The 16834-nt window shown below is 41.8% G+C and carries 16 protein-coding genes; 14 read left to right on the forward strand and 2 right to left on the reverse strand.

Going from position 1 to position 16834, the window contains the following annotated elements:
• The first annotated feature begins 32 nt into the window (after positions 1–32).
• The 7 genes from nadC to ACGG81_RS04650 all read left to right on the forward strand — a co-directional run bounded on the left by nadC (position 33) and on the right by ACGG81_RS04650 (position 5596).
• Positions 33–893, forward strand: a complete 861-nt coding sequence (gene nadC / locus ACGG81_RS04620; protein WP_009262814.1) for a carboxylating nicotinate-nucleotide diphosphorylase — start codon at positions 33–35, stop codon at positions 891–893.
• Positions 894–924: 31 nt separating this feature from the next.
• Positions 925–1437 carry a transcription repressor NadR gene (locus ACGG81_RS04625; protein WP_390109853.1) on the forward strand — a complete coding sequence of 171 codons (513 nt, stop codon included), beginning with the start codon at positions 925–927 and terminating at the stop codon, positions 1435–1437.
• A gap of 145 nt (positions 1438–1582) precedes the next feature.
• Entirely contained in the window at positions 1583–2257 is a 675-nt protein-coding gene (locus ACGG81_RS04630; protein WP_009262813.1) for a response regulator transcription factor, read from the forward strand.
• Positions 2254–3615 (forward strand): sensor histidine kinase, encoded by a 1362-nt coding sequence (locus tag ACGG81_RS04635; RefSeq protein ID WP_390109857.1) that lies wholly within the window; start codon positions 2254–2256, stop codon positions 3613–3615. Before ACGG81_RS04630 ends, ACGG81_RS04635 begins: the two co-directional genes overlap by 4 nt.
• 95 nt (positions 3616–3710) lie before the next feature.
• Positions 3711–4277 carry a PepSY domain-containing protein gene (locus ACGG81_RS04640; protein ID WP_009262811.1) on the forward strand — a complete coding sequence of 189 codons (567 nt, stop codon included), beginning with the start codon at positions 3711–3713 and terminating at the stop codon, positions 4275–4277.
• A 591-nt stretch (positions 4278–4868) separates the two neighbouring features.
• Positions 4869–5108, forward strand: coding sequence for a cysteine-rich small domain-containing protein (locus ACGG81_RS04645; protein ID WP_008976314.1), 240 nt, complete (start codon positions 4869–4871; stop codon positions 5106–5108).
• A gap of 11 nt (positions 5109–5119) precedes the next feature.
• Positions 5120–5596 (forward strand): GNAT family N-acetyltransferase, encoded by a 477-nt coding sequence (locus ACGG81_RS04650; RefSeq protein WP_120090704.1) that lies wholly within the window; start codon positions 5120–5122, stop codon positions 5594–5596.
• Between the two features lie 227 nt (positions 5597–5823).
• Here ACGG81_RS04650 and ACGG81_RS04655 read toward each other — a convergent pair whose 3' ends face one another.
• Together ACGG81_RS04655 and ACGG81_RS04660 are read right to left on the reverse strand one after the other, a co-directional pair.
• Positions 5824–6984 carry a DUF4317 domain-containing protein gene (locus ACGG81_RS04655; protein WP_390109860.1) on the reverse strand — a complete coding sequence of 387 codons (1161 nt, stop codon included), beginning with the start codon at positions 6982–6984 and terminating at the stop codon, positions 5824–5826.
• A gap of 136 nt (positions 6985–7120) precedes the next feature.
• On the reverse strand, positions 7121–8533 hold the full coding sequence (locus ACGG81_RS04660; RefSeq protein ID WP_008976311.1) for an amidophosphoribosyltransferase: 1413 nt from the start codon (positions 8531–8533) through the stop codon (positions 7121–7123).
• Positions 8534–8845: 312 nt separating this feature from the next.
• Between ACGG81_RS04660 and ACGG81_RS04665 the strand changes: the two genes are divergently transcribed.
• The 7 genes from ACGG81_RS04665 to ACGG81_RS04695 all read left to right on the forward strand — a co-directional run bounded on the left by ACGG81_RS04665 (position 8846) and on the right by ACGG81_RS04695 (position 16801).
• A complete protein-coding gene (locus ACGG81_RS04665) occupies positions 8846–9970 on the forward strand; it encodes an exonuclease SbcCD subunit D (RefSeq protein ID WP_390109863.1) in 1125 nt (374 codons plus the stop codon).
• A 2-nt stretch (positions 9971–9972) separates the two neighbouring features.
• The gene (locus tag ACGG81_RS04670) at positions 9973–12828 is read left to right on the forward strand and encodes an AAA family ATPase (protein WP_390109865.1); all 2856 of its coding nucleotides are present in this window, start codon (positions 9973–9975) and stop codon (positions 12826–12828) included.
• Positions 12829–12836: 8 nt separating this feature from the next.
• On the forward strand, positions 12837–14213 hold the full coding sequence (locus ACGG81_RS04675; RefSeq protein WP_390109867.1) for an MATE family efflux transporter: 1377 nt from the start codon (positions 12837–12839) through the stop codon (positions 14211–14213).
• Between the two features lie 31 nt (positions 14214–14244).
• Positions 14245–14475 carry a hypothetical protein gene (locus ACGG81_RS04680; RefSeq protein WP_009262805.1) on the forward strand — a complete coding sequence of 77 codons (231 nt, stop codon included), beginning with the start codon at positions 14245–14247 and terminating at the stop codon, positions 14473–14475.
• A 78-nt stretch (positions 14476–14553) separates the two neighbouring features.
• Entirely contained in the window at positions 14554–14988 is a 435-nt protein-coding gene (locus tag ACGG81_RS04685) for a DUF6465 family protein (protein ID WP_009262804.1), read from the forward strand.
• Positions 14989–15609: 621 nt separating this feature from the next.
• Complete coding sequence (locus tag ACGG81_RS04690; RefSeq protein ID WP_016440144.1) at positions 15610–16251, forward strand: HAD family phosphatase; 642 nt, start codon at positions 15610–15612, stop codon at positions 16249–16251.
• A 133-nt stretch (positions 16252–16384) separates the two neighbouring features.
• Positions 16385–16801, forward strand: a complete 417-nt coding sequence (locus ACGG81_RS04695; RefSeq protein ID WP_009262803.1) for a hypothetical protein — start codon at positions 16385–16387, stop codon at positions 16799–16801.
• Positions 16802–16834: the final 33 nt, after the last annotated feature.

Consider the following 16834-nt stretch of genomic DNA (forward strand, 5'->3'; position numbering starts at 1 on the left):
GTGATATGAAATAGATATGGGAGGTAAAAAACATGAATAAGATTACAATGACACTTCAGGTGGATCACCTGATTCTGGAAGCGCTGAAAGAAGATATTTCAAGTGAAGATGTGACAACTAATGCGGTGATGAAAGAAGCCGTAAAAGGAGAAGTAGAATTGATCTGCAAGCAGGATGGGATTATTGCAGGATTGGAAATTTTTGAAAGAGTATTTAAATTGCTTGATGCAGAGACGGAAGTAACATTTTTCTGCAAAGATGGGGACAAAGTGACAAATGGACAGTTGATGGGAAAAGTGACAGGAGATATCCGTGTACTTCTTTCTGGAGAGCGTGTTGCGTTAAATTATCTTCAGAGGATGAGTGGGATTGCATCTTATACACGTTCGGTTGCCGATCTTTTAGAAGGTACAGATACAAAATTGCTTGATACGAGAAAAACAACGCCGAATATGAGAATTTTTGAGAAATATGCAGTCCGTGTCGGAGGAGGGTATAATCACCGCTACAATTTGTCTGACGGAGTGCTGTTGAAAGATAACCATATTGGGGCGGCGGGCAGTGTGACTGCGGCAGTGAAAATGGCGAAAGAATACGCTCCGTTTGTTCGAAAGATAGAAGTGGAAGTAGAAAATCTTGATATGGTGAAGGAAGCAGTGGAAGCTGGGGCAGATATCATTATGCTTGACAATATGTCAACAGAAGAGATGCAGAAGGCAATAAGCATCATCGACGGACGTGCTGAGACAGAATGTTCCGGAAATGTGACAAAAGAAAACATCGGTCGTCTGACTTCTCTTGGAATTGACTATATTTCCAGTGGGGCATTGACGCATTCTGCTCCAATTCTGGATATTTCCCTGAAAAATCTTCACGCGTTAGAAAATGCGTAAGTGGAATTAAGAAGGAGATGGAGGGAACAGGTTGCAAGGGACAGAGAGAAGAGAACAGATCATTTACGAAATCCGTGAGAGTACTGCGCCGGTATCTGGGAAAAAGCTGGCAGCCCTCTACAATGTGAGCCGTCAGGTGATCGTGCAGGATATTGCGTTGATCCGGGCGGCAGGTTATGATATTCTTTCTACAAACAGAGGATATATTTTGCAGACACCGGCAACAGTCAGCCGTGTGTTTAAAGTAAATCATACGGATGAGCAGCTGGAAGAAGAGCTTTGTTCGATTGTAGATATGGGCGGTTGTGTAGAAAATGTAATGATCAATCATAGGGTATATGGACATATGGAAGCAGAATTACATATTAATTCCAGAAGGAAGGTTATGGAATTCATCGGTGATATCAAAAGTGGAAAATCAAGTCCTCTGAAAAATATCACCTCGAACTATCATTATCATAAAGTAAGTGCAGACAGTGAAGAAACGTTGGATATGATAGAAGAGGTATTGCGGCAGAAGGAAATTTTGATTGAAACAGCTTAAAAAGCAGAGAGGAAATGGACAAAGATGTCTGTTTCCTCTTTTGTGTGTGGAGAGTATAGAAAAAATATAAGGGAAAAGAAAATGACGAAAACAGGCAGCTGTGTTATAATTTACCAAAAGAAGCAGAAAGAAGGAAGAAAACGAGATGCGGATTTTGATTGCAGAGGATGAAAGAGATTTAAATAAGATTCTGGCGCAGCGGCTGATGGCAGAGCATTATAGTGTGGATTCCTGTATGGATGGGGAGGCAGCTCTTGATTATCTTGCAGGGGCAGAGTATGATGTCGTAATTCTTGATATTATGATGCCAAAAAAGGATGGGTTATCGGTACTTCGGGAAATTCGCCAGAAAAATAAACATGTCCCGGTGCTTCTTTTGACGGCAAAAGACAGTGTTGAGGACCGGGTGCGGGGATTGGATGCAGGTGCCAATGATTATCTCGTGAAGCCATTTGCATTTGAGGAATTACTTGCAAGGATCCGGGTACTTTTGAGGCGGCCTGAGAAATCCGAGGATTCGTGTTATAGAGAAGGCGGTTTGGAAGTTCATGTAGATACGCATCAAGTATTTCGGGATGGGAAGGAAATCCAGCTGTCCGGAAAGGAGTTTGCCTTGCTGCGCTATATGATTCAGAACAAAGGAATTGTATTGTCGCGGGAAAAATTGGAGCAGCACTTGTGGAATTATGATTATGCGGGCGGTTCTAATGTGATTGATGTATACATTCGCTATCTGCGAAAAAAGATTGACGAATCGTTCAAGGAAAAATTGATCCATACAGTTCGTGGCGCCGGATATGTGCTGAAGGAGAAAGTATGAAGCGATGGACATTAAAAGCAAGACTGACATTGTTCTACACAACATTCCTGCTTTTGCTTACCTGCACCACACTTGGAATTTTATTCTCTATGAGTGGCAGAAAAGTGCTGGCTTCTGTGAAAAATCAGCTGGAGAACTCTGTGCAAAAGAGTGTTGAGGAGATTGAAATAGAAGATGGCAGGCTGGAAGTAGACAATGATTTTTATTCTGTAGAAAAGGGGATTTATCTGTCTCTGTACGATGAAAGCGGGTATTTTCTATACGGAAAAGTTCCGTATGGAATCGAGAATGCCTATGCGCTTGAAGATGGAACTATGCGTGAGATCAAAGAGAATAAGCAGAAATGGTATTTGTATGATGTGTTGTATCGGCTGGAAAACGGGCAGAATGTTTATGTGAGGGGGATGGCGTCCATCAATGATGCAGAAGAAAGCTTTCAGATTACGATGCGGTTTGCAGTGATCCTGCTCCCGCTTTTCACATTGGCAGCAGCATTTTTGGGTTATCAGTTTACGAAAAGGGCATTGCTCCCAGTAAAAAAAATGACAGACACGGTCCGGCTGATCCAATCGGATGCAGATCTGTCCAAACGAGTAGGGCTGACAGAGGAGCAAAAAGAAAGTAAAGATGAAATCTACCATTTGGCACAGACCTTTGACGGGATGCTGGAACAGCTGGAAATGGTATTTCAAAGAGAAAAGCGGTTTACTTCCGATGTTTCTCATGAACTGCGCACTCCGGTGAGTGTAATGCTGGCACAGTGTGATGCATGTCTTTCCGAGGAAACATTGACGGACAGACAGAGAGAGCAGATCGAGCTGATTGCAAAAAAGGCGAGAGAGATGGCGGGGCTGATTTCCAGCCTGCTTTTGTTATCCCGGGCAGATGAAGGAAGGCAGAAGTTGAATAAAGAGAGGGTAAATCTCAGTGAACTGACACAGATCATTGCGGAAGAACAGCAGATGATCGCAGAGGAAAAAGAAATTACGGTCAGAACTGAGATTACTCCGGATATTTATGCACAAGTGGATGAAAGTTTCTATATCCGGATGGTTGTCAATCTCGTATCCAATGCTGTTTTTTATGGAAGAGAAGGTGGGATTGTAAAAATTTCTTTGCAGGCAAAGGAAGAAAATGTAGTCGGAATCGTGGAAGATAATGGAATTGGGATTTCTGTGCATGACATGGAACATATCTGGGAACGCTTTTACCGTGCAGACACTTCGCGCACAGATGGAAGCCATTTTGGGCTTGGACTTTCTATGGTAAAATGGATTGCCGAAGCGCACGGTGGCAGAGTGTCTGTTGAGAGCATAGAAGGGGAAGGAAGCAGATTTACATTTTATATTCCTTTTTAAGTATTTTCTAATGTTCTTTTAATGTTTCTACTGTATGATTCAGATACAAAGTAAGAAACAAGAAAGAAAAAAAAGAAGAAAAGGAGAAAACAGATATGATGAAAAAATATATGGCAGCAGGAATCGTAGCAATCAGTGTATTAGGAGCAACCACGGGATGTGGGTTCACAGGTGGAAAGGACATTGGAAAAGATGCAGCACTGGAAGCGGCACTTCAAGATGCGGGTGTGACGAAGGAGGAAGCGACAAGACTAAAAACATCGAAAGACAGAGATGACGGAAGAATGATCTATGAAATTCAATTCGATGCAAATGGAACAGAATACGATTATGAAATCGCAGCGGAAGACGGGACAATCTTAACTGCTGATACAGAAAGTGTCGCTTCCAATACGGCAGCACAAAATGGACAGCAGAATAATACGCAAAATAATCAGTCACAAAGCGCAGGAGCAAATGTGGCGGTCAGCCAGGAACAGGCAATGCAAACGGCATTAGAAAGAGTTCCGGGGGCGACAGAGTCTGATATCCGGATGGAACTTGACAACGATGATGGACAGTATAAATACGAAGGGGATATCATCTACGATCAGAGAGAATACGAATTTGAGATTGACGCGAACACAGGAGTTATATTAGAGTGGAGTGAAGAGAGAAGATAACGAAACATTTGAAAAGGAATATTATTTACTATTGAAAGTATGATTTGGTCCGGTGTGAAAAGTACCGCCGTAAGATACTGATAGGTTCCGGTGAAATTCGTTTAAAGTGAAGGATTAATTAGAAAAAATGAGTTGATATTTTATGAAAAATGTAAATAGCAAAAGAGTGATATTACAAAATAAGCGTTATTTTATTTACACAATTCGTATGGTATCTTGGATAACAATAGGTTTGTATGCTTATTTCGGTTTTTCAAATTTGAAATATTTTGCAGAACATTATTTTTTAAGTGCTATTTTCCTATTTGCACTTTGGGGAACTGATTATAAGGTACACTATTGCAAGACATCATTTTTCAAACGATTTTGTGAAGTTTTCCTACATGTACTTCTTGTTTTTCTGCTAATATTTGCAATGTATATTATAACAGTCTATATTTAGTTGAGTAATAAATGCTGTAATATATAATAAAGTGTGGTATGATATGTTTTATAGAAAACAAGAAGAAACAGACAAGTAAAGGGATTACAAAAGATTTCAGAACAAACAAATTAAGTGAACAAAACAAAGGGAGTAATGAAAGAGAAACTATGTCAGAATTTTATAAATTTTTTTCCCATAAGCAATGTGAATATTTCCCATGTCATAAGACAGACGATCCGGACAATTTTAACTGTCTGTTTTGTTTCTGTCCGCTGTACTTAAAAGGAGCAGAGTGTGGTGGGAATTTCAGATACACAGAAAAAGGTGTGAAAGATTGTAGCCAGTGCATGTTTCCGCATGAACGGAAAAATTATACTAAGATGATGGAAAAACTGCGGCAGAAGTAAAGGAGAAAATAATGGGGATTTGTCTGAAAGAAAGGACAGAAGAAACAGTTCGGATTTATTTTGAAAAGGCGAACACGGTTGAAATCAAAACAGTATTGCCACAGAAGGCGAAAACGGTGGAGGAAGCGCTAGAAGATTATCAGCAGACGTTACTTCCTGGGGCTGCAAGCTATGGCAGAACAATTTGGTTAAATCAAACTTATGTTGGCGATATATGGTGCTATGGAATTCATCTGGAAGAAGAACCGGACGCGATGATAAGCTATTGTGTTTTTGAGGAAGCATTTTGGAGAAAAGGAATTGCAACGGAGGCTGTTACAATCTTTTTGCAGGAAATCTCCGAAAAATTCCAGCTAGAGACTGTTGGAGCATTTACATTTTTAAATAATGTAGCATCTATCCGGGTACTGGAGAAAAATGGATTTGAGAGGAAAGAAGTATTTGAGGAAGAAGGAAGAATGTCGGCATATTTTCAAAAGAAAATATAATGGTTTTTTATTTCAATGGATATGAAAATAGGATAATAGATAAATACTAATAAAAGTATATATATAAAATCTTAAAAGAGTTTGAAATTTTGTTTGATGAAAAAAATAGAAAATCTACTTTGAACAATGAAAGACCAGTCAGGTAAATCGGATTCTGACTGGTCTTTTTCTGAAAAGCAGATAGATAAAATTAATCAGAATACTTTTCTTTGTAAAATGAGTATTTATTAAAAAATTTCATTTTGATTTTTGGCAACTGCCTTAACGGAAATTCCATTGATCTCCACATGGTCATCGATACCAATCACGATGCAGCGGCGCCCATCAATAATTCTTGTTTCGACCAGGTCGGAACGTTCCGGGTTGACATTGATCACAACATCTGGGGTGCGTATCTCAAACTTTCTTGTATTGACAATGTTAGTTGCAAGAAAAGATGGCTGTTCGGACGAGGAAGATGAAGTTGCCTGTTCAAAGTTCCGGTCAAAGTCTTCCAAATGTTCTTCGGTCACACCACTGTGGGCAAAAAGTTTTTTTACTTCTGTTTTGTCAAGGGTAACCGGTTCCGGGGAATCTTTCTTTTCTTCAAGCATTTCATAGAGGTTCTCATGGATATTTTTGACCACTTCATAGTCACGTTCTTCTCCGAGTGTTTCTTCGATCAGTGTCTGGAAAGTTTCTTTCTGTCCTCCGGCAGATAATGGAAGAATGGCACCGAGTAGATTTTCTACAAGAGAAGCACGGAGTTCTTCGGCATTTTTGGCGTAATAAAGAATGCTGTGCAGGTCGGTGCTCCGGTCATTAAAAGCAGGAAACAGAAATCCCACATCCGGCATTTCTACGATCCAGTCGCGGACGCGTTCACCAAAGGTGTTATCTTCTGCATGGTAACTAAGCCCTGGTTTAGACAGTTTTACCGGACAGATGCTGCAGAGCAGATATTCATATACTTCATCGGAGGCATCGAACATTTCGCTCCCGTCACTGGATTTTCCCGGAATGTCATAGGCGGCGTGAATGACAAGGATCAGGTAGTTCTCGCCATAGTCGTAAGATTCGATGATCCGGTCGTAGAATGCATCCAGAAGCGCATCATTGGTCAGTTGGCTGGCACGAAGTTTCAGGAGAAAATCCTGAGTTCCTCCCGCATTTTCCGCAGAGAGAGGGAATTCCATGTTGAGCAGATTTTTTCCAATCGTGCCGGACAGTGTCTTGCGAAATAGTTCAAAATATTTGAAGATTTCTTCTTCAGGAAGAGAGAGAAATGCTTCTTTTAATTGTGTTTTTTTATTTTTTTCGCCGTCGACATAGCAGCCACAGATGCGGGTGATCGCGCAGTTGTCCGGCGTAAATTGCTTTTTGATTTCGGATACTTCTTTTTTATTCATAATCTAACCACCTTATCTATCTAAATTTTTGTGAACAAACTAAGAGCGTGCCAGAAGATCTGTGCACGCTCTTCATTATAACAAGTCCAAAAGAAAATAGAAAGAAAATTCTTTTGTTCTTTAAAATTTTCTGTGACTATTCTACTCCGTTAAAGCAGTAAGTACATACTTTACAAGGAGACAGCCCGATGGATGCAATCAGATCATCCAGTCTGTGATAGCGGAGTGTAGTAAAGTTTTGTTCTTTGCGGATCGCTTCCAGCATGTCGGCATAGCGCTGACTGTTTGGATCTGCATATTCGCTTAAATATTTCTGTGCATCATCGCCTTCTTTCTCTTGGATCACACGTCTTGTGATCAGATCCAGTTCGGATTTGGAGCGAGAGAAATTTAAATATTTACAGCCGAATAAGAGTGGCGGGCAGGCAGGGCGTACATGGACTTCTTTTGCCCCACTATTGTAAAGAAATTCTGTTGTCTCACGAAGTTGAGTTCCGCGCACAATGGAGTCATCGATCAGAAGGAGACTCTTGTCTTCGATCAGAGACTGTACCGGGATCAGTTTCATGCGGGCAATCAGATTTCGCTGTTCTTGATTTTGCGGCATAAAAGAACGCGGCCAAGTCGGTGTATATTTGATAAATGGACGGGCAAATGGAATACCGGATTCATTGGCATAGCCGATGGCATGGGCAATTCCGGAATCTGGAACTCCTGCGACAACATCTGGTCTGACATCGTCAAGCGCATCACGTTTTGCAAGCATTCCACCGCATTTGTAACGCATTTCTTCTACATTGACGCCTTCGTAGGAAGAGGTCGGGTATCCATAGTAAACCCAAAGGAAAGAACAGATCTTCATATCTTCTTTTGGCTCACTGACAGTCTCGACACTATCCGGTGTGATGTAAACGATCTCAGCAGGTCCTAATTCTTTGTAGTCGCTGTAGCCGAGATTGATATATGCGAAACTTTCAAAGGAGACACAGTAGGCATCTTTCTTATGTCCTACGACAAGCGGAGTACGCCCGCGTCTGTCTCTTGCGGCATACAAACCGTCTTTTGTCATCAGAAGCAGTGTCATAGAGCCGTCTACGATTTCCTGTACATACTGGATTCCTTCTACAAGAGAATCTTTCTGACAGATCAGGGAAGCGATCAATTCAGTTGCGTTGATCTGTCCGCCGCTCATCTCCTGGAAATGTGTATGTCCATGGGCATACACTTTGTCTAAAAGTTCGTCCATATTATTAATTTTGCCGACCGTTGTGATCGCGAAGCTTCCGAGATGAGACTGGATTAGAAGCGGCTGCGGTTCGAAATCAGAGATACAGCCAATTCCTAAATTTCCCTGTAATTCTTCTACATCTCGTTCAAATTTTGTACGGAATGGTGAGTTCTCGATATTGTGAATGGCTCTGCTGAAACCGCTTGGACCAAAAGTAGCCATTCCTCCCCGTCGTGTTCCTAAATGTGAGTGGTAGTCAACACCGTAGAATAAATCAAGCGTACAGTTTGATTTTGCGGCAACACCAAAAAATCCTCCCATGTGTTCGTCTCCTTTTCTATGTGTAAATTTGAAATATGTTTCATTGACAGAATAAGTTTAGCACGATTCAGAAAGGAAAGCAAAGGGGGATGCTGGGAAATGGATAATTATTTTTAAAGAGAAATAATAAGCAGAGATTATAAATCAGTTGCAGATAGGGACAGTTGTGATCTGATCAGAATAGAATATTTTGAGAAGTCAGTAAGGGAGAAGTGCAGACAACAGTTGTAACTGCAAGAAAAATCCAATATAATAGAATGGGCAAAATAATAAGTATGTGTAATAAGTATGAGGAAAATGGAGTGGCAAAAGATGAAATTATTTCATATATCAGATTTGCATATCGGAAAAATTCTGCATGAGGTCAATCTTCTGGAGGAACAGAAAATTGTCCTGGCACAAGTACTTGCGCTTGTGGATCTTCATATGCCGGATGGAATCCTGATCGCGGGAGATATCTATGATAAGGCAGTGCCGTCGGCAGAGGCGGTAAAAGTATTTGACACTTTTTTAAGTGAACTGGCTGACCGGGGGATTTCCGTCTTTTTGATTAGCGGAAACCACGATTCGTCTGAGCGGATCCATTTTGCAAGCCGGATTTTGCAGAAAGAAAATATTTTTATCAAGGGGATTTTTGACGGGAAACTGGAGCCGGTAGAACTCAACAAGGATGGGCAGAAAGTTTCTGTTTATTTACTTCCTTATATAAAGCCATTTGATGTGCGTCCGTATTATCCGGAGGAAGAGATTGACAGTTATGACCGGGCGGTGCGAACAGTTCTTTCTCATGTAGATATCAACCCGGAGGCTGTGAATGTTCTTGTCGCTCATCAGTTTATTACCGGGGCAGTTTCTTCTGAGTCGGAGACTGTGATGGTTGGAGGGCTTGACAATATCGGTGCCGATGCATTTGATCTGTTTGACTATGTGGCTCTTGGACATCTTCACCGGGCACAAAAAGTAAAACGGGAGACTATCCGGTACTGCGGGACATTATTCCCGTACTCATTTGATAAAAATGAGAGCGAAAAATCAGTGACAATGCTCACAATCGAACAAGGAAAAGAGATTGTGGTGGATACACTTGCAATCCATCCACGCCATGGACTTTGTACAGTATCTGGATCATTGCAGGAGGTTCTTGGTGGAGAAGGGTGCGAAGAGTATGTGAAGGTAGTACTGACTGACGGGGAAGATCAGGTGGATGTAGTACCAAGACTTCGAGTGAAATATCCGAACCTGCTGACAGTAGAATTTGAAGGAAGGATGCGTGCCACTTTAGAAGGGATCAAAAATGCAGAGCAGATTGCAGACCGCTCGCCGATGGAGTTGTTTGCGGAGTTTTTTGAAGAGCGAAGCGGGGAGAAGCTGGCGGAAGAAGACCGAACGCTTGTGGAGCAGATGATGAGAGAACTTTTAGAGGGAGGAGAGAGCTGATAATGAGACCGATCACACTGACGATGAATGCATTTGGAACTTATCTGGAAGAGACGACGATTCCGTTTGAGCAGTTTGGAACGAGCGGACTTGTTTTGATCACGGGAGATACCGGTGCGGGGAAGACAACGATTTTTGATGCCATTTCCTATGCGCTTTATGGGGAGACCAGCAGCGGAAATAAAAGGCGGAAGCCAGAGATGCTGCGAAGTGATTATGCAGATGCGAAAAACAAAACGTATGTGAGCCTGACATTTGAACACCAGAATGAGCAATATACGATCACGCGCTCTCCTGCATATTTTCGGGATGGATATGCGACAAAGACTGCTGCCACGGTGGAGATGCTACTTCCGGATGGAACTCGGTTAAAGACGGCAAAAGATATCGATGGGGAGACAAAGGGAGGAACTATTCTATTTCCTGGGAAGATACGAGAATTGCTTGGAATCTCACTAGAACAGTTCAGACAGATTGCTATGCTTGCACAGGGAGATTTTTTGAAATTGCTGCATGCAGAGACAAAAGAGCGGGAAAAGATTTTCCGGACTATTTTTAATACACAGATTTTCTTTGATCTTCAGGAAAAGATTTCTGCAACTTATCTTGATAGGAAACGGAGATACGAAAGCCTCCGACAAGGGGCAGAGGAGCAATTAGGAGAAATACGGCTTCCGGAGGAAGAAACTTGTGAGAAGAAGCGGCCAGAGGCAGAAGAATGTTGGGAGCGCTTAAAAAGGAATGTGAAGGAAAGAAGACTGGAAGTGCTAGACGAGATTATTCGTGATCTGAAAGTAGTCAATGCCGTTGATGTAGCAGAATTAAAAAAACTTCGTGCTGCGGAAGAACGTATGAGGGAGCATCTGACAAAACTGCAGGATTATGACAGAGAAAAAGGACGTCAGAGGAGAAATCAAGAAGACTGTGAGAAGTTTTTTCAAGAGAGGGAGCGTCTGGCCGTGCAGGTACAGTCTGCACAGGAAGCTTATCAGCAAGCGGCAGGTATCGATCAGACACCATGGATCGCAGAGAAAGATCAGATTCAGAAGCAGCTAGAGATCCATGGAAAATTAGAAATGATTAGAAGCAACTGTAAAAAAAGCGAGGCAGACTGGAAGAACAAGGAAGCACAGATCCGGCAGGAAAAACTATCAGCGGAAAAGATGGCAGAAGAAAAGAAGAAGATTATAGAACAGTTGAAATTGTGGGAAACACTTCCAATCCGTCAGGAACAAAACAGACAGCGCAGAGAGCAGTGGAAGGCGCAGGAAGAAATTTTAAAACGCCTTCGATACATGCAGGAAGAAATCTACAAGAAGGAGACAGAGTTAGGAAAAGTTCGCAAACGATTGCTAGGAGAACTTTGCAGGAAAGATGAGGCAAATCAGAAGTACAATGAATTGGATACGAAGAGCAGGGCGCATATGGCGGGAATTTTTGCAGCAGAATTGATAGATGGAAGTCCTTGCCCTGTTTGTGGTTCTATTTCTCATCCATCTCCGGCAGGAAGGGTGAGTGGTGTGCCGACTGCGGAGGAAGTGAAGCGGGCGCAGAAAGAACTTGAGCGGGCAAAGGAAGCCTGCGATCATACACAAGAACAGATTCAGAGAACAGAGGCGGCGGTGGAAACCGAGAAAAATCATCTGAGACAGCGTTTGAGTGAATTGTCAAAAGCATCGTGGGAGACGAAAAGATTTGAAGAGATTGCGGAATATCTAGAGCAGCTTACTGAAAAAATCACAAACCGGATAGAAGAGTTGACGAAGGAACATGAGGAATTAGAGAAGCAAAAAGAAAAACAAGAGGCATGGAACGCACAGCTGGAAATGATTGAAGCAAGGCAAAAAGGACAGGAAGAGAGACAAAAACAGCTGCAGGAAGACAGAGAGCGGCTGCTTGGAAAGTATTTGTCTGATAAAAGTACACTGGAAGTGATGGAAAAGCAGGTGACATCCGCGAAAGAGCAGTTGAAGTCCCAGCTTACTGCGTGTATCAAAACGCTGGAGAAAATCCGAAGAGATACCGAAGCTGCACAGAAGCAGTATTTGGCATCGAAAGAATTGGCGGATAAGACAGAAGGACAACTTCGGGTGGCGAAAGAAGAAGGAGATCGTCTGCAAAATCTCTTGAAGGAACATGAGAAAGAGCTCTTCCGGTTGGAAATCTTATCCGGAACAGAACAGGAAGGGGAGAGAGCAGAGAAGGAAGCTTTTATGAAGGAAGCTTGTGCACAGTTCCACGAAGCGTATGAGGTTTACTTACTTCGGTCCGATAAAAATGCGGAGTGTGTCCGAAAACTGGAAAAGCGGGAAAAAGAGCTGGGACAGGCGGAGGAAGAGTTTGTCCAGATTCGTCGGATCCATGCAGCGGCAAATGGAAATTACAAATTTGAGACGTACATTCAAGGGGTATATTTTGACCAGATCATTGCGCAGGCAAATAAGCGACTGACCATGATGATGCATCAGCAGTTTGAGTTGAAACGCGGGGAAAAAACTGTGGGAAACAGAGGGTTGGATCTGTTTGTTTATGATTACCGAACTGCGAAAAACCGAGATGTGCGGACACTGTCCGGCGGAGAGTCATTTGTAGCATCTCTGGCGATGGCGTTGGGACTGTCTGATATTGTGCAGCAGCATAATGGAGGGGTGAAGCTGGAGACTATGTTTATTGATGAAGGGTTCGGTTCTCTGGATGCGGATACACTGGAGCAGGCAATTCGCACTTTGAATCAAATGTCAAAAGGAAAGTGCCTGATCGGTATTATTTCCCATGTGGAAGAACTTAGAAAGCGTATTGATAAAAAAATTTATATTCATAAAACAAACCAGGGAAGTCAGGCGGAATTGGTAGTGTAGGAGGAAACATGCAGAAAGAAACAGAACAGAAAAAAAGAAAACAGATGGAAAAGTTTGATATGCTCGGAAAACATCCTGGGAGAGCGCTGATATTTTTTGCGGTGCCTATGATCCTGGGAAATCTGCTCCAGCAGTTTTACAATATGGCGGACTCTGTGATTGTCGGCAGATTTGTCGGGGAAGATGCACTTGCAGCCGTTGGCGCCTCGTACTCATTGACGACCGTGTTCATTATGATCGCCATTGGAGGCGGGGTAGGAGCCTCAGTCATTATTTCCCAATATCTCGGGGCGAAGGAATATACGAAGATGCAGACCGCAATTTCTACCGCACTTTTGACATTTCTTGCAACCAGTGTGATACTTGCAGGGTTTGGACTGTTTGCGAACAGGGCGATTTTGTCTTCGTTAAAGACGCCGGCAAACATTTTGGAAGATGCTGTGTTGTATCTGAATATTTATTTTATGGGGCTTCCATTTTTATTTATGTACAACGTACTTTCGTCAATCTTCAATGCGCTGGGAAAATCAAATATCCCGCTGTATTTGTTGATGTTTTCTACAGTACTGAACATTGCGTTGGATCTTGTGGCGGTAATTGTATTCCAGAAGGGAGTCGCGGGAGTGGCAGTGGCAACCGTGTTTGCCCAGGGAATTGCCTCGGTGCTTTCCTTTTGGATCCTGCTCCGCAGACTGAAAGAATATGAGGGGGAGGATACTACGAAAAAATACGATATGGAAATTCTTGGAAATATGGTAAAAATAGCAATTCCTTCCATTATTCAGCAGTCAATCGTATCTATCGGAATGTTACTTGTGCAGTCAGTTGTGAATGGATTTGGATCATCCGTTGTGGCAGGATATTCCGCGGGGATGAGGATTGAGTCCATCTGCATTGTGCCGATGATTGCAATGGGAAATGCTATTTCTACTTTTACTGCCCAAAATATCGGCGCAGGACAGACCGATCATGTAAAGAAAGGATATCGGACAGCACACGGAATTGTATTTGCATTTGCAGTAGTAATCTGTGTGACATTACTTCTGCTGAAAAAGCAGATTATTTCCATGTTTGTGGGAGGCAATGAAAGCTCTCTTGCATTTCAGACAGGAAGTTCGTATCTGTCTTTTATCGCATATTTCTTTGTATGTATTGGGCTGAAAGCGCTGACGGATGGGGTGTTGCGAGGTTCAGGAGATGTGGTTGTATTTACACTTGCTAATCTCTGCAATCTTGCAGTCCGCGTGAGTATTGCCTTTATTTGTGCGCCGCTCTGGGGCGTTCAGGCAGTGTGGTATGCGGTTCCGCTTGGATGGATGACAAACTACATCATATCCTTTGCGAGATATCTGACTGGAAAATGGGAGAGAAAGAGGTTGATCTGACGTTAGACAAGAACAGAAAGGAAAAGTGGTTATGAGACAGGAAAAATTCAAGATGGAACGGCAAGGACTTGTGGAAGAAGGTCAGAGAGTGAAAGTGACGGAAAGGGTCAATGGAAGTCTGTACAGCTATGTAGTGGAGCCGGCGGTGGCAATGTCTGGTATTTACAGAAGCAATGCCAGGATTCAATCCAGAGAAGGGATTATCCGGGAAATTCAGCAAAATGACAGAGGATTTTATCTTCTCGTAGAATTTGAGGAATAGATGACAAGTGGAAAAACCTGTGCTATAATAAATTTTGTTGTAAAAATGTCGCTAGATATGTATTAGGAGGAAATCAAAATGGTAGCAAGAAAAGCAGCAAGAAAAATGAACAATAAGAACAATACAGAACAGAGAAAAGCGACTGCAAAAAAAGCAACGGAAGCTACAGTACAGAGTGCGGAAGAAGTTGTGATGGCAACAGAGGAAGAGACAGTAGAGGAAAAAGCAGTTGAGACAGTAGAGAAAAAAGATGCCGTGGAAGAAAAGAAGACAGAAGAGAAGAAAGCAGTAAAAAAAGCAGCTCCGAAAAAGGAGATGAAGACTTCTGTAGTAGTAGAATACAAGGGAAAACAGGTAGAAGAAAAAGAGATGATCGCGGCAGTGAAAAAAGCGTGGACAAAATCTGGACGTCGGATCGGTGAGATCAAGACAATGACACTTTATGTAAAACCAGAGGAAAATGCGGTGTACTACGTGATCAATGGAATCGATACAGGGGCAGTTCCTTTTTAGAATGTGGGACGTATCTGCAAAGTGATTTTAGCAGATATGTCCTTTTTAATAGAAAACAATTAAAGAAAAACTATAAAAATAGAAAAAATAGAAAATAAATTAGAAAAATCTGAAAAAAGTATTGACAAATCTGAAAAGTATGTTATTATATAGTCATAAACATAACAAATATAAATAAGAAACAGAAAGGAAATTGAAAGACCTGTCATTATTTTTATTTCTTATGTGGAACGGATATAACTTTAACGGACGGAGTTATATAATAGTAGAAGCAAAGATGTTTGCACAATCTAAGATAAGGAGGTACGGACCACCAGAAAGAGTAAGAAAATCTGACAAATGATAAAAAAGTTGGATGTATACCCGAAAGAAGATCAGAAAGTCAGACACAAAAGAATGGAAGCTATGTATCAGTTAAGATTCAGATTTTTGGATGGTGTGCTGTATGAATAGAAGATTTGTATGACGCATTATCGGAAGAAAAGAAGGATTAAGACTACACAGTATTCAGAAAATGAGGTAAAATGAATGATTGAAGAATCAAAGTAAGAGTAGGTATTGATTAGCAAAGTGATTGATACCTACTCTTACTATGTAAAAATGAGAGCAGGAGAAGGAACGATGATAAAAGCAGTTATATTTGATATGGATGGCGTGTTGATCAATACGGAAAAATATCTTGTGAAATATTGGTGTCAGGCAGCGGAAGAATTGGGAATGCCGATGAAGAGAGAGCATGCATTGATGATTCGCAGTTTTTCGGGAAAATTTGCAGAGCCGTGGTTAAAAGGAATATATGGGGAGACATTTGATTACGTTGCTGTGAGGGAGAGAAGAAAAGAAATCATGGCGGAGCATTTGGCAAAGAATGGGGTGGAGATCAAGCCGGGAGTCAAAGAGACTTTGAACTATTTAAGGGAAAAAGGATACAAACTCGCAGTGGCAACTGCGACGGATCGAGAACGGGCAGAAGCATATCTGGATGAAATTGGAATTACAGAAATGTTTGACCGGATTGTCTGTGCCAATATGGTAGAGAACGGGAAGCCAATGCCGGATATTTATCTGTATGCCTGCGATCAGATTGGGGTGAAAGCAGAAGCATGTGTGGCTGTGGAAGATTCCCCTAATGGAGTGAAATCGGCGTATGGGGCAGGCTGCCGGGTAGTTATGATACCGGATCTGACACTTCCGGATGAAGAGACAAAAGGTTATCTTTGGAAACAAGTAGAAAAAATGAATGATTTGCAGCAGATTTTATAAAGACAAATCTACACATTTACTAAAATTTTACATCGATTTAACTTGTAATTGACAGTGTGAAATTAATTATGATACTCTTGAATTACAGAAGTCATAGAGAATCATAGAGAGTCAGTGACAGGGAGGCAGTGCCATGAAGAAAAGAACAAAAGCTGTTTTGACAATTTTCTTTTTGTCATTGCTTTTTTTTGTGGAAATAAATGTAGAGGCGAGAAGTGTCAGAAACATGTCGGCATATCCGGCAAAGCATGGTCAGTCTTTTGTACAGAGTGTGTGGATGGAGCAGAAGGAAGTCTTTGATGCCAGCTTGTACCGGGCGGTACTCTGTACCAAAGATATGAAACAGAAGAAAAGCAATGAAGGAAGTTTTTTACAACAATATATACCATTACAACAATGGCTCACAGGAGTTCTTTTATGGTCCATGTGCAGTGTCTGGGTGATTCCCGATATTATAGGGGTTCAGAAGAGAAAAGTCTGGTATCATCAGACGCGGATGGAGATCATACATTTGGGAGATGGAAAAAGCAGGATTCCGATGAATAGATAGGAAAAGAGATTTGCAGGCATTTTAGAAATGTCT

The sequence above is a fragment of the Faecalimonas umbilicata genome, from assembly GCF_042846195.1.
GTDB lineage: Bacteria > Bacillota > Clostridia > Lachnospirales > Lachnospiraceae > Faecalimonas > Faecalimonas umbilicata.

Coding starts and splice junctions, on each gene's coding strand:
- ACGG81_RS04680 (WP_009262805.1), top strand. CDS start 14,245: ATGAGACAGGAAAAATTCAAGATGGAACGGCAAGGACTTGTGGAAGAA.
- ACGG81_RS04675 (WP_390109867.1), top strand. CDS start 12,837: ATGCAGAAAGAAACAGAACAGAAAAAAAGAAAACAGATGGAAAAGTTT.
- ACGG81_RS04640 (WP_009262811.1), top strand. CDS start 3,711: ATGATGAAAAAATATATGGCAGCAGGAATCGTAGCAATCAGTGTATTA.
- nadC (WP_009262814.1), top strand. CDS start 33: ATGAATAAGATTACAATGACACTTCAGGTGGATCACCTGATTCTGGAA.
- ACGG81_RS04655 (WP_390109860.1), bottom strand. CDS start 6,984: ATGAATAAAAAAGAAGTATCCGAAATCAAAAAGCAATTTACGCCGGAC.
- ACGG81_RS04645 (WP_008976314.1), top strand. CDS start 4,869: ATGTCAGAATTTTATAAATTTTTTTCCCATAAGCAATGTGAATATTTC.
- ACGG81_RS04695 (WP_009262803.1), top strand. CDS start 16,385: ATGAAGAAAAGAACAAAAGCTGTTTTGACAATTTTCTTTTTGTCATTG.
- ACGG81_RS04670 (WP_390109865.1), top strand. CDS start 9,973: ATGAGACCGATCACACTGACGATGAATGCATTTGGAACTTATCTGGAA.
- ACGG81_RS04665 (WP_390109863.1), top strand. CDS start 8,846: ATGAAATTATTTCATATATCAGATTTGCATATCGGAAAAATTCTGCAT.
- ACGG81_RS04660 (WP_008976311.1), bottom strand. CDS start 8,533: ATGGGAGGATTTTTTGGTGTTGCCGCAAAATCAAACTGTACGCTTGAT.
- ACGG81_RS04690 (WP_016440144.1), top strand. CDS start 15,610: ATGATAAAAGCAGTTATATTTGATATGGATGGCGTGTTGATCAATACG.
- ACGG81_RS04635 (WP_390109857.1), top strand. CDS start 2,254: ATGAAGCGATGGACATTAAAAGCAAGACTGACATTGTTCTACACAACA.
- ACGG81_RS04685 (WP_009262804.1), top strand. CDS start 14,554: ATGGTAGCAAGAAAAGCAGCAAGAAAAATGAACAATAAGAACAATACA.
- ACGG81_RS04630 (WP_009262813.1), top strand. CDS start 1,583: ATGCGGATTTTGATTGCAGAGGATGAAAGAGATTTAAATAAGATTCTG.
- ACGG81_RS04650 (WP_120090704.1), top strand. CDS start 5,120: ATGGGGATTTGTCTGAAAGAAAGGACAGAAGAAACAGTTCGGATTTAT.